Source organism: Acinetobacter sp. CIP A162 (assembly GCF_000367905.1).
Taxonomy (GTDB): Bacteria; Pseudomonadota; Gammaproteobacteria; order Pseudomonadales; family Moraxellaceae; genus Acinetobacter; species Acinetobacter lwoffii.
Map to the genome: position 1 here is coordinate 739,782 of NZ_KB849158.1, position 20,677 is coordinate 760,458.

A 20,677-nucleotide genomic window follows, 5' to 3' on the forward strand; every position below is an offset into this window, starting at 1 on the left:
GAGATACCTATGGATCCTAAAAGCGAAGTTTTATTAAGACAATATGATTTTTTGTCGGGTCGCATCCTACTGATTAATGCACCAACAGATGATCTGCTCGCTGAATTCGATGCCTCTATCAATCCCGCTGTCTGGACATGGAATTTTAACGATTTTCAATATTTCCAGTCACAACAAGCAGATGTGCATTTTGGTGCAGAGATGCCTGAGGGTGAGTTTGATCAGGCGGTTATTTTTGTACCTAAGTCTAAAGAACTCTTAAATTACTTACTGCATAATGTGGCAGCGCAGCTTAAACCGGGTAGCAGTGTTTTCCTGGTCGGTGAAAAGAAAGGTGGGATAGAACGTGCAGCCAAACAGTTGCAGCCTTTTGGTAAGACACTCAAACTTGACAGCGCACGTCATTGCCAGCTGTGGCAATTGGTTCTAGACCATACGGTCGAGAAAAAAGCACTTGCAGACTGGGCGCAGCACTATACCGTATCTACACCAAATGGTGATCTGAATATTTGTGCACTTCCGGGCGTTTTTAGTCAAAACCGTTTGGATGTCGGTACTGCCACACTATTACCTTATTTGTCACAAGTCACTTCAGGTAAAATTGCTGACTTTGGCTGTGGCGCAGGCGTCATTAGTGCGTATCTGGCAAAATTAAATCCGAAAAACCGGATTTTTGCCATGGATGTCGATGCCTTTGCACTGGCTTCTACGCAAATGACCTTTGCAGAAAACCAGCTTACTCCTGAACAGATTGAAATCAAAGCGGTTACAGGCATTGAAGATGCACCCTTGTTCTTGCATGCCATCGTCAGTAATCCGCCTTTTCATATGGGAATCGAGACCGATTACACGGCAAGCGAAACCTTATGTAAAATCTCGCGCCGTCATTTAAAATCGGGCGGTGAGCTTTGGATCGTGGCCAACCGTTTCTTGAACTACCCGACCCTGATTGAACAAAACTTTGGTCGCTGTACAGTCAAAGCGGATCAACAAGGCTTTAAAGTGCTCTTCGCCAGCACTCAAAAAAATGTTAAGGAATCATGATGAGCGAAACGCAAAACACGATGCAGCTGCAGCGTAAGCTGGGTGCTCGTCATCTGAATATGATCGCCATTGGCGGATCTATTGGTACAGGTTTATTCCTGGCCTCAGGGGCGACCATTGCCAACGCTGGACCAGGCGGTGCACTACTTGCATATGTACTGATTGGTATCATGATTTATTTCTTGATGACCAGTCTAGGCGAGCTTGCCACACACAACCCGACCTCAGGTGCATTTTTCACTTACGGCACCAAATATGTCGAAGGTGGTTTTGGTTTCGCTCTGGGCTGGAACTACTGGTACAACTGGGCCATTACCGTGGCTTTTGAGCTGGTTGCCGTTCAGTTTATTATGAAATTCTGGTTTCCAGATATTCCGGGCGTGTACTGGAGTGCCATTTTCCTGGCCATTATTTTCGGGATTAATGCCCTGACGGTAAAAGGCTTTGGCGAATCTGAATTTTTCTTTTCTCTGGTTAAAGTTCTCGCGATCATTGCCTTTATCATTATCGGGATCTGGATGATCGTGAAGATCATGCTGACCCCGGGTGCAGAAGCATTTGCCAACTGGAGCATTGGTGATGCACCCTTTGTCGGTGGTTTCCAGGCATTAATTGGCGTGGCGATGATTGCCGGATTCTCTTTCCAGGGTACCGAAATGGTCGGTGTGGCGGCAGGTGAATCGAAAGATCCAAAGAAAACCATTCCGGTCGCCATCAAACAGATTTTCTGGCGTATCCTTCTGTTTTATATCGTGTGTATTTTCATTATCGGCACCTTGATTGCCTATAATGACCCACGTTTATTACAGGCCGCTGCAACAGATAATATTGCGCTTTCGCCATTCACCTTATTGTATGAAAAAGCCGGTTTTGCCTTTGCCGCCAGTATCATGAATGCAGTGATCCTGACCGCTATTCTATCTGCGGGTAATTCTGGCATGTATTCATCTACCCGTATGCTGTTTGATATGTCGCGTAAAGGCAGTGCACCTAAAATGTTTGCGCGTCTGGACCCGCGTGGTGTGCCAATGAATGCACTCTATGCCACTACGGCGATCGCAGCTCTATGCTTCCTGACTACTTTCTTTGGTGAACAGGAAGTCTTTAACTGGCTGCTAAACATGTCAGGGATGTGTGGCTTTATTGTCTGGCTCGGGATTGCAATTTCGCATTACCGCTTCCGCAAAGGTTATTTGGCTCAAGGTTATAAACTGGAAGATCTGGCTTATCGCGCTAAATTCTTTCCTTTTGCTCCTTGGTTTGCATTTATCCTGTGTGCGATTGTTGTTCTCGGACAGAACTATCAGGATGTTTTGGCCGGTCAATGGATGGGTGTGTTATCGACCTATATCAGTATTCCGCTATTCCTAGCCATTTGGTTCGGCTACAAATGGAAGAAAAAAACCAAACTGGTCTCTTATCAAGAGATGGATGTGCAGCCGATGAAACTTGATCAGGAATAAAAAATTATTCATTAAAAAAATCAGCTTACGGGCTGATTTTTTATTTCTTGAATTAACTATGACGCATCACGAAATTGCGATCATCAATCACAATCACTTGCTGGCAAATTCCGTCTACCCGACGTTGCTGCTCAAATACCTCTTTAGGCATAGACTCAAAACTATCAAAGAAGCTAATTTCATTTTCATCAATTTCATATATCAGGGAATGATTCCCTACTCCCTCTAAGGTGTCATAGAACACAATCACAAAACGGCCTGCTTCTACATTTTCCTGAATTTCTGCATAAGACAATGGCTGTTCTATAACAGGAATATTTAAGCGATGTGCTTGTTGATAGAAATCGACTTCAATTGGCTGTTTATCTGCATCATGTTCAGTACAAAAATTGACATCCAAACCCAATGTCTTTAAAGCAACTGCAAGTGCGATGCTTGAGCTTCCCATTTCAGGGTCATGTTGACAGAGCTGAGTTAAATCAGGAATATTCAAATCAATGCCATAATGATGAAAAATCATCCATATTGCAAAAATTCCGCTATTGGCTTCCAGATTTTGCAAATCTTCAGGAATTTCGACACTCATATTTTTACTCAACGACATCTTAACAGGCTAAGTGTAGTCAAAATACAGACATAAAAAAAGCAGCTCCGAAGAGCTGCCTTTTTAATGAGTGTTCAATAATGAATTATTGAGCAACTGGTTGTTCAGCTAAAACAGTACGGCTACCAGTGATTGTCGCGAATACACGACGGTTCATAGCACGACCTTCTTTAGTGTTGTTGTCTGCAATCGGTTGATCCCAAGCAAAACCTTGAGTAGACAAGCGAGATGCATCAACATTGTATTCATTTACAAGCGAAGATTTAACAGAGTTAGCACGTGCTAGAGATAAACGTTCGTTTAGTGCACGTGGACCAGTGTTGTCAGTGTGACCTTCGATACGAGCAGTAGCGTTTGGATATTCAACTAGCTTCTCAGCAACTTTAGCGATTTCTGGTTTGTATTGATCTTTGATGTTTGATTTGTTTGTATCAAAGAACACACGAAGTTCCATGTTCAGGTCTTCAGTCAACTCTTGTGGCGCTGGAGCAACTGGAGTTACAGGCTCAACTGGAGCAACTTCAACTACTGGAGCAGCTGGTTTCAGACGACCACCTAGAACAACATTAAGACCAGCTAATGCTGTGTAGTTCCAGAATTTTTCGTCAAAGTGGTAAGTACCACGAGCTTCAGTACGTAGCGCTAAGGCATCGTTGATGTGCCAGAATGCACCCACACCAGCATTACCTAGAGTACCTTCTTCTTCATTACCGCGAGTACCGCGTGGCACACCTTCAAATTCGTATTTGTAGTGACCCGCACCTAGAAGCATGTATGGCTTCACTTTGCTGTCATAGTTACCAGTAAATACGTCAGAAGTTGCGTAGAAGTTACCTGCAATATTTTGGCCTTTGTATTCTGCACCTTCAGCAGCACCGTCAACATCGCCCTTTACTTGGCTATATTCAGCTTCAAAACCTAACCAAGGAGTTAATTCAACACCAATAGCAGCACCTACGAATAAATCGTCTTGTAATTCAGGACTACTAGTAAGTTCGCCATCATTACCGTTATTGTTGTGCTGGGTGTCTTGGAATGTATAACCTAACATCAACGGAGTAACAGTTACGCCTGCATTTGCAGCAGCAAAAGGTGCAGCTACAAGCATAGCTAAAGCAATACGACTCATTTTCATGGATTTATCCTCCAGAGATAAAAATTGTTGTTCAAGCTCAAGCCCGCAATAGGCCATCCTGAGATAGGCTTTTTATTACCCCAGTTTTATTCTTAAGCTATTCACATGGCATCATACAAACACTTTATTATTTTTCCAAGTGCTTGATTAATTTAATCAAGTAAATTATTGACAAAATTACTTACAATTTCCGTTGTAATTCGGTAACTTTTTACTCAATTTTTTATTCTGAATACCCTATGGTGATTGCCAATTATTTTTTAATCACTTTCTTGAAACTTAAGTAAGGACTGATTACTCGGCTCCACAAAGCATAAAAAACGCATAATTAATAACATATTCCTCATAAAAATAATATATAAATCAGGTAACTCTATGTATAAAAAAATAACAACAGGCTTCACTTTTGTTGAACTCATTATCTGTATTGCAATGATTGCAATTTTAGCCAGTATCGCTCTACCGTACTTCCATGAGTATCGTTCCAGACAGGAAGCCAAACAGATTCCAATCAAATTATCTGCGGTTAATCGTTATGCACGCAGTCAGGCTGCTGTGTTTCACCAGAATATTGTGATCTGCCCCAGCCAGGACTCACTCAGCTGTCAACCCAATCAATGGAATAAAAATATACTGGTCTTTATTGATAAAAATAAAAACCGACAAGTCGATACAGGCGAACAAATTTTACATATTGATGCACTGAACCTCAAATACGGTAACTTAAGTTGGCGAGGAGCTTTAAGTTTATCGAGTGTCACTTATCAAGCGCACACTGCCTTGCCGATTGGTTCAAATGGTAGTTTTTATTATTGTTCTACCCATCTTTCTAACCAACAGCGTATTGTACTCAGCAAAATGGGGCATATCCGGATCGAAAGTCTCTCGTCTTGCTAACAGAACTATCCAGTTTATGCTTCTCTGCGTTTAACGCTTCAATCCTGAGTTTTTTCCAATATACTGCTTAAGTTTGAAAAAATTGATTAAAACTCATACGGAGAGAAAACAATGACTGACATCGTAATTGTCAATGGTGCACGTACAGCCATGGGTGGCTTTCAGGGTAGTCTTGCAAGTGTAACTGCACCCGAACTCGGTGCGGTCACCATTAAAGAGGCAATTTCCCGTGCGGGTCTGCAACCAGCGGATATTGAAGAAGTCATTATGGGTTGTGTACTCCCGGCAGGTTTAAAGCAAGGGCCTGCACGTCAAGCGATGCGTCAAGCTGGTCTTCCAGATTCTACTGGTGCTGTGACCATTAATAAATTATGTGGTTCAGGCATGAAAGCCGTCATGCAGGCTGCTGACATGATTAAAGCAGGTTCTGCTGATATCGTGGTTGCCGGTGGTATGGAATCCATGACCAATGCGCCTTATGTATTGCAAAAAGCACGTAGCGGTTTCCGTATGGGTCACGGTGAAATCAAGGACCATATGTTTCTGGATGGCTTGGAAGATGCTGAAACAGGTCGTTTGATGGGTTCATTTGCCCAAGATATGGCAAATACCAAAGGCTATACCCGCGAGCAGATGGATGATTTTGCGATTCGCTCATTAAAGCGTGCGCAAACTGCGGTCAATGAAGGCTACTTTGCTGATGAAATCGTGCCTGTAACAGTTAAAAACCGTAAAGGCGATGTGGTTGTTGATAAAGATGAGCAACCATTTAATGCCAACATCGATAAAATTCCAACTTTACGTCCAGCGTTTGCTAAAGACGGTACGATTACGGCGGCTAATGCCAGCTCGATTTCAGATGGTGCATCAGCTTTAGTAATTACCTCGGCTGACAATGCAGCAGCAAAAGGTTTAAATCCTTTAGCCAAAATTGTGGCCTATGCATCGAATTCTCAACATCCATCTGAATTTACCATTGCTCCAGTCGGTGCAATCCAGAAAGTACTGGATAAAACCGGATGGACCGCTTCTGATGTCGACCTTTGGGAAATCAATGAAGCCTTTGCCATGGTCACCATGTGCCCAATGGATGAGTTCAAGCTAGATCCTGAAAAAGTCAACATCAATGGTGGTGCATGCGCACTCGGCCATCCTGTGGGTTCAACCGGTTCGCGTATTATCCTGACTTTGATTCATGCACTAAAACGTACCGGTGGCAAGAAAGGTATTGCTGCTCTATGTATCGGTGGTGGTGAAGCAACTGCTGTAGCGATTGAATTACTCTAACCTCTTCCCTCACCCCCATCCCTCTCCCATAAGGAGAGGGAGTTAAAAACCCTCCTGATCTGGAGGATTTTTTTCGCTTACATTTTGATAAAGCTTGCTCGCGCAAAATACCACAAAGTGGCGTAGATTAAAGCAAGCAAAATAAAAAGGGAGTTCTCCCATGCAACTGAATCATTACCTCAATTTCCAAGGTCAGGCTGAAGCAGCCTTTAACTTTTATAAATCAGTTTTTGGAGGCGAATTTTCAAGTCTGAGTCGTTATGGTGAAATGCCAGCTGAAGAAGGTGTCACACTGTCGGAAGTGGATAAAAATAAAATCTTGCATATCTCACTTCCCATTAACGAATTTACAGAACTGATGGCATCCGATACGAATGATCAATTTTGCGCGCAAACCAATACCGTGTTTACGCAAGGTAATAACCACTATATTTCCATTAACTTAGACGCTAGCGAACAAGCTGAAGCACAATGACTTTTTAATGCTTTATCGGTGAATGGTCAAATTGAGATGCCGCTTGAAAAGATCTTTTGGGGCGCACTTTATGCTGCCTTTAGCGATCAGTTTGGAATTCACTGGATGATCAATTGTCAACTTGAAGAAAATTAAAGGTTTTTACCAAGACATAAAAAAGCCGGACTCAATCCGGCTTTTTACAGCAGCATAATTTAAATTATGCACCTGTTTGATAATGTGCCTGTGCAACCGCAGTCGATGCCTGATACGGATTTTTGAAATCATTCAAACCGGCAGCTGCTTCCTGAATATCTTTACCTTCTTTAATCACGAAAGTGTCGAAACCAGAACGCTTCATGTAGTTCAACACATCTTTGAATACATCCCCTGTAGCACGTAGTTCGCCCTGAAAACCCTGGCGACGAAGAAGTGCTGCAAATGAATAACCACGGCCATCATTAAAACCGGCAAACTCGATAAAGATTGCGTCTAGCTGGTCCAGTGGAAATTCATGGTTTTCAGGAGAAGCATCGACAGTTAAGTACAATGCTTTTTTACCTGATACATTGCCAATCTGGTCTAACTGGTCCACAGTCAGAACCACATCACCCTGCGGCAAAACACCATCTTCACCAATCAATTGATAGGTATTGTCTGCAATCGTGCCATCTTTAGAGAGCACTTGAAGTGCGGTATTAAGCATATGCACGCTCCTTGAAGGGTTGAATGCCGACACGGCGATAAGTATCGATAAACTCTTCACCATCCTGACGCAGGTCAAGATAAGTATTCAAAATTTCTTCTACGATATCCGGCACGACTTCGGCTGCAAATGATGGCCCAAGAATGTCACCAATTGACGCATCATGATCGGCATTACCGCCTAAAGTGATCTGGTAGAACTCAGCGCCTTTCTTGTCTACACCTAAAATACCGATGTTACCCACATGGTGATGGCCACAAGCATTCATACAACCTGAAATATTCAGATCCAGTTTGCCTAAATTGTAAATCGTATCCAGGTCATCAAAACGGCGTGAAATTGCTTCAGAAATCGGAATGGATTTCGCATTAGCCAAAGAACAGAAGTCACCGCCCGGGCAGCAAATAATGTCGGTCAAGAAACCGATATGCGCACGTGCCAGGTTGTTTTGGTCAAGGGTTTGCCATACAGCGAACAAATCTTTTTGTGGGACATCGACCAGGGAAATGTTTTGTTCATGCGTGGTACGCAGCTCACCGAAAGTGTACTGATCGGCAAGATCTGCAATCAGGTTCATTTCTTCTGTGCTGACATCACCCGGCGCAATCCCGGCACGTTTCAGTGAAATCGTCACGATACGATAACCTTTCACTTTATGTGCATTGGTATTGATGTTGAACCACTGTTTGAATTTTGGATATTGTGCAAATAGTTCAGTGAAATCTTCATCTGCATAATCTTGGTAGTCAAATGGCGTGAAGTTCTCATCCATTTTCGCCAAGGTGTCTGCATCGATTTTCAGTGTTTTAATCGTATGCGCAAATTCAGCTTCAACTTTCTCGGCAAATACTGCTGGTGTTAAAGCTTTTACCAGAATCTTGATACGTGCTTTATATTTGTTGTCGCGACGGCCATGCAAGTTATACACACGAAGGACTGCTTCCAGATAAGCAATCAGGTCTTCACGCGGCAAGAACTCACGGATAAAGCTACCAATCACTGGCGTACGGCCGAGACCACCACCGACTTTGATTTTATAGCCCATTTCGCCTGCTTCATTACGCACAATATACACACCGATATCGTGGAATGCAGTGGCTGCACGGTCAGTTTCTTCAAGCGCAGAGACTGCAATCTTGAATTTACGTGGCAAGAAAGCAAATTCCGGATGGAAGGTTGACCATTGACGGATCAATTCACAAGTCGGACGTGGATCGGCAATTTCACCTGCAACCACACCGGCATACTGATCCGTCGTGGTATTACGGATACAGTTACCTGAAGTCTGAATCGCATGCATTTGCACAGTGGCCAGTTCAGCCAGCATATCCGGCACATTTTCCAGCGCAGGCCAGTTAAACTGGATGTTTTGACGGGTCGAAATATGCGCGTAGCCACGGTCATATTCTTTTGCCAAATCAGCCACTTTACGAAGTTGTTTTGAGTTCATCAAACCATATGGCACGGCAATACGTAACATTGGCGCATAACGCTGTACGTACAGACCATTTTGCAGACGAAGCGGACGATACTCATCTTCAGTGAGTTTACCGGCTAAATAACGTTCCGTTTGGTCACGGAACTGTGCAACACGTTCATTAATCAGTTGCTGATCGAAATCAGTATATAAATACATGGCGTACAGCTAGTAGTTTCTATTATATCGCCGGCAAGGATAGCGAGATTGAACCTATCAATAAAATGCTTTTTATACATATTTCATAGCGGTTTTATTGATAAGCCTACCAAAGTTTCACGGATCTCAGTATTTACAGCATTCGATTAAATTTAAAGTAATAATGATTAAATTCTTCAATCATTATTACTTATTTTCATATAGGAAAAATTTTCTCAACTTCGGTTAACTATCTTATTAATACTTTAAAAATTCTACCAATTTTGGCTCTCTCCCAATTGCTGCCCTACAAATTCATAACGTATCGTTGAACGTGAAAATTTAATCGGGCAAGCCAGTTGTGCTTCGGTCTGCTGACTGCTGGATTTGAGTGGCACCTGTACGACCCATCCTCGCTGCTGGGCCAGATCAGAATGTAATGCTTCCTCAAGTTTGAGCACCGGTTCGACACAGACATCCAACGCGGCAAACAGCGTTTGCCATTCAGATAAAGACTTAGTCTTGATTTTATTCTGAATCGCCTGCTTCACTGCAGCATGATCTTCAGCGGCATAAGAAGCGCCTTTTTCCAGGAGAATCGGCAGCTCTAAAGACTGTGCCAGTCCCTGCATAAATTGTGGTTCCAGACTGCCAATCGACAGATAACGCCCATCTTGGGTTTCATAATAGTCGTAAAAAGTTCCGCCATTCAGATAGCCGGATTCTGGAGATTGATGCTGATTGCCAGCCAGACTGGCAGAAGCCGCCAGATTGCTCATCGTCACCACACAATCGGTCATGGAAATATCAATATATTGCCCTTTGCCACTTTGTTGGCGTTCAATCACCGCAGCCAGAATCGCAATCACAGCATGCATGGAACCACCCGCAACATCGGCAACCTGAATTCCCAAGGCAGGTGGACCATTTTCAATCCGGCCACTGTGTCCGGCAATTCCGGATAAAGCCAGATAATTAATGTCGTGCCCTGCCTTATCTTTATATGTGCCAGTTTGGCCATAACCGGTAATGGAACAGTAAATCAATTTTGGATTAATTTCGCTTAAGGTTTGATAATCTAAGCCTAGACGTTGCATCACCCCAGGACGGAATTGCTCAATCACAATGTCATAATCTGCAATCTTGGATTTGACCAGTTCGATATTTGCAGGATCTTTCAAATCCAGTGCAACCGATTGCTTGTTTCGATTCAGATAACTCTGTGAAGTGGCTTGTCCATTGGCAAAGGGTGGCATTAATCGCAACAGGTCCGGTCGGGTCGGTGATTCAATATGCACAACTTCTGCACCTAAATCAGCAAGATATAATGTGGCAAACGGGCCGGGTAAAAGTGTAGAAAAATCTAGGATTTTCAATCCTTTTAATACATATGACATTGGAGTATTTGCTCTACTTATATTGCTTTTTTCAGCATCTTAGGCACATAAATGCATAAAAACAATGTCATGTTCAGCCATTTACCTTGATAGTTTCGGCAATCTAATATGTAAGAAAATGGCAAAGGTATTCTTGTAAATTGCCATTGCTTTATTATTTTTCGTCATTTAGGTCAATTATTAGTGAACATTAAAGAGACTGAAGGATTAAACATGAGTCGTGATACGATCAGTATCCACTTCGTCAATGCAGCCTTATCTGGCGTTAAGCGTCTGGGCATGGATGTCGATACTTTATTGTCTCACGTCGGGATTGAAGCAGAATTGCTGCATCAGCCCAAAGCGCGTATTTCGCCTGAACAATATACCCGCTTTATTAAAATGTTGTGGATGGTAACCCAGGACGAGCATGTCGGCTTTGACAAACAGCAACGCCGTCTGGGTACGTTTGCGATCATGTGCCAGCTGATCATTCATGCCAAAACTCTGGGTGATGCACTGGAACTGTCTTCCCAGTTCTACAAACTCTTTGGTGATGACTGGTCGGTGACCCTGGAACGCGACAAACACGAAGCACGTCTGGTTCCGCTGATTCCAAATGCGATGGATCCGGATCATTTCATTACTGAAAGCATGCTGATGATCTGGCATGGCTTGGCGTCTTGGCTCATTGAGCGTCGCCTGCCACTGGAACGCGTGCATTTTAGTTATCCGCGTCCAGACCATGCCGATGAATATGATGCCTTATTCTTTGCGCCGGTAATGCAGTTCGATATGCCACGTACTGAAATCACTTTTGCTGCGGACTATCTGGACCTGCCAATTCGCCAGAATGAAGAAACTCTGGAAGAGTTTTTGAAAGCAGCACCGGCCCAACTGCTGGTGAAATTCAAAAATACCAATTCACTGACTTCTAGAATCCGTGATGTGCTGAAGAGCCAGATTGGTGAAGAAATGCCAACCTTGAATGATGTGGCATCGATGTTATATCTATCACCGCAAACCTTGCGTCGCCGTCTGGCAGCCGAAGGCAAAAGCTATCAAGGCGTGAAAGATGCATTGCGACGTGATGCCGCAATTCACCTGTTACTTAACCCTGATCTTACCCTTGAAGATGTCGCCCAACAGGTCGGTTTCAGTGAAACCAGTACCTTCCACCGTGCTTTCAAAAAATGGACAGGTGTGACTCCGGGTCTGTATCGTCAATTACATGGCTATCATTAATCAAGTAATGCCGCAAAAGAGCATGTAATAATAAAACCAGTTCTCTCCGCCTAAGCAAAAGCTTAGGCTTTTTTATAGCTAAAATTGGCTAAATCGCTCAAATGATCTGGCCCGTTCTCGTCATTGCACTTCAAAAATTAAGTATTACACTCGAGTCATTAGAATAATTTTCATCAAATCAATAAAAGGGACATGCTATGAGCGAGGCATATATTATTGACGCCATTCGTACGCCACGCGGAAAAGGCAAAAAAGATGGATCTTTACATCAGGTAAAACCCATTTCATTATTGACTGGCTTACTCAACGAACTTCAGGCTCGTCATCAGTTTGACACCGCAAAAGTAGATGATATCGTGCTCGGTTGTGTCACCCCAATTGGTGATCAGGGCGCCAATATTGCCAAAACGGCTGCCATCGCTGCTGGTTGGGATAATGATGTAGCGGGTGTGCAAATTAACCGTTTTTGTGCTTCCGGTCTGGAAGCTGTCAATCTGGCCGCACAAAAAGTCCGCTCTGGCTGGGAATATCTGGTTGTGGCAGGTGGAGTCGAATCCATGTCCCGCGTGCCGATGGGTTCTGACGGTGGTCCTTGGGCACTGGACCCTGAGACCAATATGGCCTGTGACTTTATTCCACAAGGTATTGGTGCAGATTTGATTGCCACGATTGACGGTTATACGCGTTCTGATGTAGATCAATTTGCCGAACAATCACAACAGAAAGCAGCTGCCGCTCAAGCCAATGGTTATTTCAACGCCTCTGTTATCCCGGTAAAAGACAAAGCTGGTGTAGTAATCCTGGACAAAGACGAATTTATCAAACCGACAACGACTGCAGAAGGCCTAGGCAAACTCAATCCAAGTTTCGCCACTATGGGACAAATGGGCTTTGATGCAATTGCCCTGCAAAAATATCCTGAAGTGGGTGCTGTCAATCATGTGCATCATGCCGGGAATTCTTCAGGAATTGTCGATGGCGCGGCTGTGGTTTTGATCGCATCGGAACAAGCAGTAAAAGAACAAGGTCTGAAGCCACGTGCCAAAGTACTGGCGACGGCACTGGTCGGTGCAGATCCAACCATTATGCTGACCGGCCCTGCCCCGGCTGCTCGTAAGGCCTTGGCTAAGGCGGGTTTAACGATTGATGATATTGACCTGTTTGAAGTCAATGAAGCTTTTGCTGCCGTGGTGATGCGCTTTATCAATGAAATGAAGATTGATCCTGCCAAGGTGAATGTCAACGGCGGTGCAATTGCCATGGGACATCCACTCGGTGCGACTGGTGCGATGATTTTAGGGACATTACTGGACGAGTTAGAACGCCAGGGGAAAAAACGTGGATTAGCCACACTTTGCGTGGGTGGTGGTATGGGCATCGCAACCATTATTGAACTGGTATAAGGAGAAAAATAATGAGCGCAATTCAATATCAAAAAAATGAAGATAATATTGTTATTTTAACGTTTGATTCTCCAAACCAGTCTGCCAATACCATGAATGCCGACTTTCGTACGGCACTAGATGAAGTCGTTGTCCAGTTACAAGCAGATGAAGATATTGCCGGGATTATTTTCCGTTCAGCGAAAAAAACTTTCTTTGCTGGCGGCGATCTGGATGAACTGATTCAAGCCACTCCTGAGCATGCAACTGAATTCTTCAATATGATTGAAGAGATGAAAGCCAAACTACGCTATATCGAAACTCGCGGTATTCCTGTGGTTGCTGCACTGAATGGTACAGCGCTTGGCGGGGGCTGGGAAATTGCCTTGTGTGCCCATCATCGTATTGCCCTGAATGACCCTAAAAGCAAATTTGGCCTACCTGAAGTCACACTGGGTTTATTACCAGGTGGCGGTGGTATCGTCCGTAGCGTCCGCCTGCTCGGTCTGCAAAATGCCCTTCCTTTATTAATGGAAGGCAAACAGTTTGGAGTCGATAAAGCCAGATCTTTAGGGTTGATTCATGAGATCGCAGACAGTACAGATGAATTGCTAGAAAAGGCCATTGCCTGGATCAAAGCCAATCCAAAATCTCAGCAGCCATTCGATGTAAAAGGCTATAAAATTCCGGGTGGTAGCCCTTCGACACCAGCAGTTGCCCAGATGCTGGCAATTGCTCCGGCGATGCTGCGCGATAAAACCAAAGGCTGCTACCCTGCACCTGAAGCGATCATGTCGGCTGCGGTAGAAGGTGCACAGGTCGATGTCGATACTGCCCTGACCATTGAATCGCGTTACTTTACTTATTTGGCGACCAGTCAAATTTCTAAAAATATGATTGGCACTTTCTGGCATGGTCTGAATGCAATCAAGTCCGGTGCCAGTCGCCCTCAAGATATTGAAAAGTGGAAAGCCACTAAAGTCGGTATTTTAGGTGCAGGCATGATGGGTGCTGGGATCGCCTATGCCACTGCCAGCACAGGCATTCCAGTAGTTCTGAAAGATATTTCATTAGAAGCGGCTGAAAAAGGCAAATCCTATAGCCAGAAACTGCTGGATAAAAAAGTCGCTCAAGGGCGTTTATCAGCCGAGAAACGAGATCATTTTTTAAGCCTGATTCAAACAACTGCATCGAATGAAGATCTAGCGGGTTGTGACCTGATCATTGAAGCCGTCTTTGAAAATCCCGCGCTCAAGGCTCAAGTCACGCAAGAGGCAGAGCAATATCTTGCCAGCAACGGGGTGATGGCTTCGAATACCTCGACCCTGCCGATCACAGAGTTAGCCCAGGCTTCAAGAAATGATCAGAACTTTATCGGCCTGCATTTCTTCAGTCCGGTCGATAAAATGCAGCTGGTGGAAATTATCAAAGGTAAAAATACCTCGGCAGAAACGCTGGCCAAAGCTTTCGATTTCGTGCAGCAGATTGGCAAATTACCGATTGTGGTGAATGACAGCCGTGGTTTCTTTACTAGCCGCGTGTTTGGTACCTTTATACAGGAAGGTTTACGCCTGCTGGCAGAAGGTGTACATCCGGCACGAATTGAAATGGCTGCACTCAAAGCCGGTATGCCAGTGGGCCCGTTGGCGATTCAGGATGAAGTGTCCTTGACCTTATCTGAACATGTAGCCAATGAAAGATATAAAGCTTTAGAAGCACAAGGTCAGACCATCCCTAAATCACCTGCGGATGATGTGATTCACAGCATGATTCACGAATTTAACCGTAAAGGTAAGGCTGCAGGCGCAGGTTTTTATGATTATCCGGCCAATGCCAAAAAGCAGCTCTGGTCTGGTCTTAGCCACTGGAAAAAAGACAACGATATTTCTGAACAGGAAATGATTGATCGCTTCCTGTTTGTACAGGCACTGGATACGGTTCGCTGTCTGGAAGAAGGTGTTTTGGAATCTGTGGTCGATGCCAATGTCGGTTCCATTTTTGGCATTGGCTTTGCCGCCTGGACGGGCGGTGCAGTACAATTCCTGAATCAGTATGGTTTAGCCAAAGCCGTGACCCGTGCCAAAGTACTTGAAAATAAATATGGCGAACGCTTCAAAGCCCCACAACTCCTCAGAGATCGTGCAGCACATGCCCAGCCGATTCAATAATTTGAGCACTTAAATAAAAAGAGGAACGTGTTTCCTCTTTTTTTATGATCCAGATTGGGCTTAAGCACTGGATAGACTCATCTGATGACAGATTTCGATCTGCTTTTTGATCAATTTATGTTATAAAGTTACATAAGTTTGGTATCCACGTGGGTAAAACCTATGACTGATCACAGTTCACCTGAAAAATCTCCTTGGGGTTGGAAAGCACTTATTATCTTCTGTATTTTAGGTGGATTATTCATGCTTATTTTTTGGCTCGCGATAAGTAATGAACCGGATTACATGCCAAGCCAGCAAAATAAACAGACTACCCAGCAGCATGCTTTTAAAAATGCACCAACGATGTCTCCAGAAGCGCTTGCCAAAGCTCAGGCAGATCGTGAAGCACGTGAAGCTGCCAATGTGGCTCCTACAGGTACGACAGCCGCTGAACACAATATGTCAGCTGAAGAACATGCCAATATGGATAATGCCGAGCACAGCTCAAATGCAGCGCATGGCCACTAATTCAGATTCAGGCTATGCATCAAAAAGCGAGGTCAATGCCTCGCTTTTTTGTATTTGAAGGGCTGAAAATTAGGGTGTGTTGACACTTTTAGCTTAAAAAAATAGCGAAGTAGTAAAATCAAATCGCCAAACCCAATTTTACTATTCGCTATGCCTCGTACCATGCTGACAGATCAACACTGGCAAAAGTTGAAAGTTATTCTGCGTAATTTATCCATTCACCACAACTCAAATTTACGCAATTTTATTGAAGCTATTCTCTATAGAATTAGAACAGGCTGTCCGTGGCGAGATATTCCTTGTTGTTTTGGTCATTCAAACTCTATTTTCAAACGTTTTAATCGTTGGTCAAGCAGCGGTAAGTTACTTAGATTATTCAAATTACTAGCCTCATGCCCCGATATGGAGTGGATTTTTATTGATGGCTCTCATGTACGTGCTCATCAACATTCTGCCGGCATAGCGAATCAATCTATTTCTAAAAGTGTAGGAGGAAACTCCTCAAAAATACATTTGATTGTTGATGCACATGGCAATCCTATTGATTTCATGATTACCGATGGAACCACACATGATGTTAAAGTTGCACCTGATTTAATATCAACATTAGATTTAAAAGAGACAAAAGTGGTATGCGCAGATAAAGGCTATGATTCAGAACCACTGCGTGAACAGATCAGGAAAACAGGGACTAAAGCGAATATACCAAAGAAAACAAATAGCCAATCGAACAATGACCATATGGACTGGTATTTATATAAAATCAGGCATTTAGTTGAAAATATGTTTTGTAGATTAAAGCAATTTAGAGGAATAGCTACTCGATATGACAAGCTCAAAAGAAATTATCAAAGTTCTGTTGCTTTAGCCTGTATATTTTTATGGCTACCTTTATAGGGTTAATTATGAACAGTAAATGTCAACAGACCCTAAAGTTTTAAATACATATCAATATGCGGAATACCACAATCCAGATATTCCTCACCTTGAGCTTCAAATCCCAGCGCTTGATAGAAGCCAATGGCATGCACTTGCGAAGATAGCTTGACCAACTCACGCTGCTCTGCACGCGCATAGTCAATCACGGCCTGCATCAAGCGCTGACCAACACCTAAACCGCGTGTTGTTGCTAGGACTGCAACCCGACCGATACTGTTATTTGACAATAAGCGTGCTGTAGCAATCGCCTGATCCTGCTGAAAAACAATGAAATGTACAGCAACCACATCCTCAGCATCCCACTCATCTTCAGCTGCAATATGCTGTTCTTGAATAAACACGGCTTCACGAATCGCTTTGGCATACACTGCCAAAGCTTTCCAGCTGCCGGACACTATTTTCAGTTCTGGGTTGTTTAGCATTTAGAACCCATTCCCTGCTGATCCCACTGGTCATTGAGCAACAATTCCAGTGAATGTTTCTGGATACCATACATCTCTTTTAAGGCCTGAATTTGTGCCAGAACCGCCTGATCAGGTTGTTGATAGTCTTTACGTTTTGTCGCCAGAATCATTTTATTTTTACTGGTATGTTCCAGCGCCACAAATTCAAAAACTTTGGTTTCATAACCATAAGCTTTGAGCAGTAAAGCACGAATGGTATCGGTCAACATTTCTGCCTGCTGTCCGGCATGAATACCAAACTGTAACATCGGGCTGAGGACTTTTGGCGCCTGCAACTGCGGACGCAATTCCTTATGACAACACGGTGCACACATGATCATCTGCGCATTCAGGCGAATCCCGCTATGAATCGCAAAATCTGTTGCTACATCACAAGCATGTAAGGCAATCATCACATCCAGACGTTCCGGTGCATAAGTACGGACATCCCCCTGGAAAAAGTCCAGCTGATCAAAACCAGATTGCTGCGCGACATTCTGGCAGAATTCAACCATTTTCGGATTAAGCTCTACCCCGGTGACATACGGCGTTTGACCATGTTTTTGCATATAGTCATATAAAGCACAAGTCAGATAGCCCTTACCCGAACCAAAATCCACCACGCGCAGGCCTTCAGCCTGTGGCTTAATCTGTGCCAATGCACCTGAGAAGATTTCTACAAACTTATTAATCTGCTTCCATTTACGCGCCATGCTCGGAATGATTTGCGCTTTTTGATCGGTAATACCGAGATATTGGAGAAAGATGCTGTCCTGATCGACATAACGTTGTTTAATCCGGTCATGGCCTTGTTCAGCAGGCTTCACCTGATTCATCGTGGCTTTATGTTTGCTACGCGTTAACATGGCTTTTTTCTTGTTTTTTTTCAGCTGTAATTCTTCATCTACTGTCATCAGATTGGCCTGTTTGCAACACGCCAGTAGTGAAGTAACCTGGAATAATGCTTCATCTAAAGGATAATTTTTCGTGACATCCTGCGTCTTGTAACGATATAGACAGCTCAATACGCGCTGTTCATTTAATGTAATGACTCGCAAGGTCATTTTCTCTAAATCCTGCAGTTCACCTTTATACTGGCTTAAGATCAGGCGATCAAATTGATTCCTTTCAACAGCTTGCTGAAAGGTATCCAAGAATTGCTGTTCCTGATCTGAGAGAGTTGCCAACGTTGACATAGATAAAACCTGAAATGAATTGCGCATCAAGTTTAAATCTTCTTAACCTAAAAGCAAAATTGAATTACTATACAAGTGTATATTTGAAAAAGAATGACAATCATGCAGAATGCTCCACTGGTTCCAGATTATGATCAAAATGAGGAACGGATTAACTATATTAGTCATGGTGTAGGTGCCGGGCTGTCCATTATTGCCGGTATTCTTTTGATTATTAAAGGGTCTTACCTGAGTACTGGACAATGGATTGGTCTTTGGGTTTATGCACTGAGCATGATTCTGTTATTTTCTGCTTCCATGCTTTACCACATGGCCACTGCAGCAGACCGCCGTTATTTTTATAAAAAAATCGATCATACTGCGATTTATTATTTAATCGCCGGAACTTATACCCCTTTCCTATCGATTGCCATTCCGACCGCCAAAGCCCAGTATTTATTGATTGCTCTCTGGGTGATTGCTCTTCTTGGTACACTTTTCAAGTTCGTTTTCATTCATTGTTTTCAGAAACTTTCTTTGGCGGCTTATCTGGCCATGGGCTGGCTGGCGCTGCTGGTGATTGATGATATGCAGCAATATTTAAGTGCTCAATCTTTAACCTTTCTCATCATTGGTGGACTCGCTTATACCGTGGGTGCATTGTTTTACGCTTTAAAAAGAGTAAGATATACCCACGCTATCTGGCACATATTTGTATTGATAGGCGCAGGATCACATTTTCTGTCTATCTATCTTTACGTGATTTAATCATCTCCTTTTTCATTTCAGTGACCCTGAGCGAGTTGAAGCGAGAAGATTGCAGTTGTTTTTTTAAAAAATTACGCCTTTTTTAAAAAGATTACGCTTTTAAAACTAAGTTTTTTTATTTTTAGTAAGTGTAAGGTTTTCCATGGCGTCGTCTAATTCTGCTGCTCAGCCAGCACAAAATTCAAAATTTCGCGTTTTAACAGCGAGCTTGGTAGGCACCACAATCGAATTCTTCGATTTTTATATTTATGCCACCGCTGCTGTCATTATTTTTCCGTATCTGTTCTTCCCTACCAGTACAGATCCGATGACCGCAACCATTCAGTCTCTTGCGACTTTTGCCATTGCCTTTATTGCCCGTCCGATTGGTGCAGCATTATTTGGTCATTTAGGTGACCGGATCGGACGAAAAGCCACCTTGGTCGCTGCTTTGCTGACTATGGGGATTTCAACCGTTGCGATTGGTCTATTGCCAACTTATGCGCAAATCGGAATTGCTGCGCCACTGTTACTTGCACTGTGCCGTTTAGGTCAGGGCTTGGGTCTGGGTGGTGAATGGTCAGGTGCGGTACTTCTTGCAACTGAAAATGCCCCGGAAGGCAAACGTGCCTGGTACGGCATGTTCCCGCAACTGGGTGCTCCAATCGGCTTTATTCTGGCAACAGGTTCTTTCCTGACCCTTGGCGCTTTCATGTCTGAAGCTGACTTTATGGCGTGGGGCTGGCGTATTCCGTTTATCTCAAGTGCCTTGTTGGTGATTGTCGGTTTATGGATTCGTCTAAAATTGCATGAAACCCCTGCTTTCCAGAAAGTGCTGGATAAACAGAAAGAAGTGAATGTTCCTTTTGTTCAGGTATTCAAAAAGCATTCTCGTATGCTGGTTCTGGGTACGATTGCTGCAATCTGTACTTTCGTTGTGTTCTACCTGACTACGGTATTTGCGCTGCAATGGGGAACAAAACAACTCGGTTATTCTCGTGAAGAATTCCTGCAATTGCAATTAGTTGCAACCCTATGTTTTGCTGCCTTTATCCCGCTTTCAGCAGTATTGGCTGAGAAATTTGGCCGTAAGACCACTTCGATTGCGGTATGTGTCATTTCTGCGATCTTCGGTATCTTCTTTGCAGATATGCTTGAATCTGGCAGCACTTTGGTGGTGTTCCTGTTCTTGTGTATTGGTCTGGCGATCATGGGCTTAACTTATGGGCCAATCGGTACTGTATTGTCTGAAATCTTCCCGACTTCAGTACGTTACACAGGTTCTGCATTGACCTTTAACTTGGCAGGCATTTTCGGCGCATCATTTGCACCGTTAATCGCAACCAAGCTGGCAACAGCCTATGGTTTGTCTGCAGTCGGTTATTATCTGACCGCAGCATCTATCCTGTCACTTGTCGCGTTTTTGCTGATTCGTGAAACCAAGAATGATGATGTAAATAATCAGATCTAAGATTTTAGATTGATTC

18 protein-coding genes and 1 pseudogene are annotated in these 20,677 nt (G+C 43.6%); 12 read left to right on the forward strand and 7 right to left on the reverse strand.

Going from position 1 to position 20,677, the window contains the following annotated elements:
* Positions 1–9 precede the first annotated feature (9 nt).
* Together F995_RS06175 and F995_RS06180 are read left to right on the forward strand one after the other, a co-directional pair.
* Complete coding sequence (locus F995_RS06175) at positions 10–1,044, forward strand: methyltransferase (RefSeq protein WP_004645935.1); 1,035 nt, start codon at positions 10–12, stop codon at positions 1,042–1,044.
* Entirely contained in the window at positions 1,044–2,507 is a 1,464-nt protein-coding gene (locus F995_RS06180; protein WP_004645936.1) for an amino acid permease, read from the forward strand. Before F995_RS06175 ends, F995_RS06180 begins: the two co-directional genes overlap by 1 nt.
* 52 nt (positions 2,508–2,559) lie before the next feature.
* Here F995_RS06180 and F995_RS06185 read toward each other — a convergent pair whose 3' ends face one another.
* Positions 2,560–3,093 (reverse strand): cysteine peptidase family C39 domain-containing protein, encoded by a 534-nt coding sequence (locus F995_RS06185; RefSeq protein ID WP_004645937.1) that lies wholly within the window; start codon positions 3,091–3,093, stop codon positions 2,560–2,562.
* Positions 3,094–3,196: 103 nt separating this feature from the next.
* Positions 3,197–4,246 carry an outer membrane protein Omp38 gene (gene omp38 / locus F995_RS06190; protein ID WP_004645938.1) on the reverse strand — a complete coding sequence of 350 codons (1,050 nt, stop codon included), beginning with the start codon at positions 4,244–4,246 and terminating at the stop codon, positions 3,197–3,199.
* A gap of 375 nt (positions 4,247–4,621) precedes the next feature.
* Here omp38 and F995_RS06195 point away from each other — a divergent pair, with 375 nt between their 5' ends.
* The 3 genes and pseudogenes from F995_RS06195 (at position 4,622) to F995_RS06205 (ending at position 7,040) form a co-directional block, all read left to right on the forward strand.
* The gene (locus F995_RS06195; RefSeq protein WP_004645939.1) at positions 4,622–5,143 is read left to right on the forward strand and encodes a GspH/FimT family pseudopilin; all 522 of its coding nucleotides are present in this window, start codon (positions 4,622–4,624) and stop codon (positions 5,141–5,143) included.
* A 111-nt stretch (positions 5,144–5,254) separates the two neighbouring features.
* Positions 5,255–6,430 (forward strand): thiolase family protein, encoded by a 1,176-nt coding sequence (locus tag F995_RS06200; protein WP_004645940.1) that lies wholly within the window; start codon positions 5,255–5,257, stop codon positions 6,428–6,430.
* Between the two features lie 160 nt (positions 6,431–6,590).
* Positions 6,591–7,040: pseudogene (locus tag F995_RS06205) on the forward strand (VOC family protein).
* 64 nt (positions 7,041–7,104) lie between these two features.
* Here the strand turns inward: F995_RS06205 and F995_RS06210 are convergent.
* The 3 genes from F995_RS06210 to F995_RS06220 all read right to left on the reverse strand — a co-directional run bounded on the left by F995_RS06210 (position 7,105) and on the right by F995_RS06220 (position 10,602).
* Positions 7,105–7,590: a DUF934 domain-containing protein gene (locus F995_RS06210; protein WP_004645942.1), complete on the reverse strand. Its 486-nt coding sequence runs from the start codon at positions 7,588–7,590 to the stop codon at positions 7,105–7,107.
* On the reverse strand, positions 7,583–9,226 hold the full coding sequence (locus tag F995_RS06215; protein ID WP_004645943.1) for a nitrite/sulfite reductase: 1,644 nt from the start codon (positions 9,224–9,226) through the stop codon (positions 7,583–7,585). The genes F995_RS06210 and F995_RS06215 overlap by 8 nt, the downstream gene beginning before the upstream one ends.
* 254 nt (positions 9,227–9,480) lie before the next feature.
* A complete protein-coding gene (locus F995_RS06220) occupies positions 9,481–10,602 on the reverse strand; it encodes a CaiB/BaiF CoA transferase family protein (RefSeq protein WP_004645945.1) in 1,122 nt (373 codons plus the stop codon).
* A gap of 213 nt (positions 10,603–10,815) precedes the next feature.
* Between F995_RS06220 and F995_RS06225 the strand changes: the two genes are divergently transcribed.
* From F995_RS06225 to F995_RS06245, 5 genes are all read left to right on the forward strand, one after another.
* The gene (locus F995_RS06225) at positions 10,816–11,826 is read left to right on the forward strand and encodes an AraC family transcriptional regulator (protein WP_004645946.1); all 1,011 of its coding nucleotides are present in this window, start codon (positions 10,816–10,818) and stop codon (positions 11,824–11,826) included.
* Positions 11,827–12,023: 197 nt separating this feature from the next.
* Complete coding sequence (locus tag F995_RS06230) at positions 12,024–13,229, forward strand: acetyl-CoA C-acetyltransferase (protein ID WP_004645947.1); 1,206 nt, start codon at positions 12,024–12,026, stop codon at positions 13,227–13,229.
* Positions 13,230–13,240: 11 nt separating this feature from the next.
* Positions 13,241–15,376: a 3-hydroxyacyl-CoA dehydrogenase NAD-binding domain-containing protein gene (locus tag F995_RS06235; RefSeq protein ID WP_004645948.1), complete on the forward strand. Its 2,136-nt coding sequence runs from the start codon at positions 13,241–13,243 to the stop codon at positions 15,374–15,376.
* A 162-nt stretch (positions 15,377–15,538) separates the two neighbouring features.
* On the forward strand, positions 15,539–15,886 hold the full coding sequence (locus F995_RS06240; protein ID WP_016806670.1) for a hypothetical protein: 348 nt from the start codon (positions 15,539–15,541) through the stop codon (positions 15,884–15,886).
* A gap of 150 nt (positions 15,887–16,036) precedes the next feature.
* Entirely contained in the window at positions 16,037–16,783 is a 747-nt protein-coding gene (locus F995_RS06245) for an IS5-like element ISAba31 family transposase (protein ID WP_004645384.1), read from the forward strand.
* A 32-nt stretch (positions 16,784–16,815) separates the two neighbouring features.
* On the opposite strand, the gene F995_RS06250 is transcribed toward F995_RS06245, so the two are convergent.
* Both F995_RS06250 and F995_RS06255 read right to left on the reverse strand, forming a co-directional pair.
* Positions 16,816–17,247 carry a GNAT family N-acetyltransferase gene (locus tag F995_RS06250; RefSeq protein ID WP_004645950.1) on the reverse strand — a complete coding sequence of 144 codons (432 nt, stop codon included), beginning with the start codon at positions 17,245–17,247 and terminating at the stop codon, positions 16,816–16,818.
* Positions 17,241–18,464: a class I SAM-dependent methyltransferase gene (locus tag F995_RS06255; RefSeq protein WP_004645951.1), complete on the reverse strand. Its 1,224-nt coding sequence runs from the start codon at positions 18,462–18,464 to the stop codon at positions 17,241–17,243. The genes F995_RS06250 and F995_RS06255 overlap by 7 nt, the downstream gene beginning before the upstream one ends.
* A gap of 102 nt (positions 18,465–18,566) precedes the next feature.
* On the opposite strand from F995_RS06255, the gene trhA reads away from it, so the two are divergent.
* Together trhA and F995_RS06265 are read left to right on the forward strand one after the other, a co-directional pair.
* The gene (gene trhA, locus F995_RS06260; protein ID WP_004645953.1) at positions 18,567–19,211 is read left to right on the forward strand and encodes a PAQR family membrane homeostasis protein TrhA; all 645 of its coding nucleotides are present in this window, start codon (positions 18,567–18,569) and stop codon (positions 19,209–19,211) included.
* A gap of 142 nt (positions 19,212–19,353) precedes the next feature.
* On the forward strand, positions 19,354–20,661 hold the full coding sequence (locus F995_RS06265; protein ID WP_004281697.1) for an MFS transporter: 1,308 nt from the start codon (positions 19,354–19,356) through the stop codon (positions 20,659–20,661).
* Positions 20,662–20,677 lie beyond the last annotated feature (16 nt).

What these genes read in the sequence shown, in the direction of transcription:
- trhA (WP_004645953.1), top strand. Translation starts at nt 18,567, where the DNA reads ATGCAGAATGCTCCACTGGTTCCAGATTATGATCAAAATGAGGAACGG.
- F995_RS06200 (WP_004645940.1), top strand. Translation starts at nt 5,255, where the DNA reads ATGACTGACATCGTAATTGTCAATGGTGCACGTACAGCCATGGGTGGC.
- F995_RS06240 (WP_016806670.1), top strand. Translation starts at nt 15,539, where the DNA reads ATGACTGATCACAGTTCACCTGAAAAATCTCCTTGGGGTTGGAAAGCA.
- F995_RS06225 (WP_004645946.1), top strand. Translation starts at nt 10,816, where the DNA reads ATGAGTCGTGATACGATCAGTATCCACTTCGTCAATGCAGCCTTATCT.
- F995_RS06210 (WP_004645942.1), bottom strand. Translation starts at nt 7,590, where the DNA reads ATGCTTAATACCGCACTTCAAGTGCTCTCTAAAGATGGCACGATTGCA.
- F995_RS06180 (WP_004645936.1), top strand. Translation starts at nt 1,044, where the DNA reads ATGAGCGAAACGCAAAACACGATGCAGCTGCAGCGTAAGCTGGGTGCT.
- omp38 (WP_004645938.1), bottom strand. Translation starts at nt 4,246, where the DNA reads ATGAAAATGAGTCGTATTGCTTTAGCTATGCTTGTAGCTGCACCTTTT.
- F995_RS06265 (WP_004281697.1), top strand. Translation starts at nt 19,354, where the DNA reads ATGGCGTCGTCTAATTCTGCTGCTCAGCCAGCACAAAATTCAAAATTT.
- F995_RS06230 (WP_004645947.1), top strand. Translation starts at nt 12,024, where the DNA reads ATGAGCGAGGCATATATTATTGACGCCATTCGTACGCCACGCGGAAAA.
- F995_RS06175 (WP_004645935.1), top strand. Translation starts at nt 10, where the DNA reads ATGGATCCTAAAAGCGAAGTTTTATTAAGACAATATGATTTTTTGTCG.
- F995_RS06235 (WP_004645948.1), top strand. Translation starts at nt 13,241, where the DNA reads ATGAGCGCAATTCAATATCAAAAAAATGAAGATAATATTGTTATTTTA.
- F995_RS06215 (WP_004645943.1), bottom strand. Translation starts at nt 9,226, where the DNA reads ATGTATTTATATACTGATTTCGATCAGCAACTGATTAATGAACGTGTT.
- F995_RS06255 (WP_004645951.1), bottom strand. Translation starts at nt 18,464, where the DNA reads ATGTCAACGTTGGCAACTCTCTCAGATCAGGAACAGCAATTCTTGGAT.
- F995_RS06220 (WP_004645945.1), bottom strand. Translation starts at nt 10,602, where the DNA reads ATGTCATATGTATTAAAAGGATTGAAAATCCTAGATTTTTCTACACTT.
- F995_RS06185 (WP_004645937.1), bottom strand. Translation starts at nt 3,093, where the DNA reads ATGAGTGTCGAAATTCCTGAAGATTTGCAAAATCTGGAAGCCAATAGC.
- F995_RS06250 (WP_004645950.1), bottom strand. Translation starts at nt 17,247, where the DNA reads ATGCTAAACAACCCAGAACTGAAAATAGTGTCCGGCAGCTGGAAAGCT.
- F995_RS06245 (WP_004645384.1), top strand. Translation starts at nt 16,037, where the DNA reads ATGCCTCGTACCATGCTGACAGATCAACACTGGCAAAAGTTGAAAGTT.
- F995_RS06195 (WP_004645939.1), top strand. Translation starts at nt 4,622, where the DNA reads ATGTATAAAAAAATAACAACAGGCTTCACTTTTGTTGAACTCATTATC.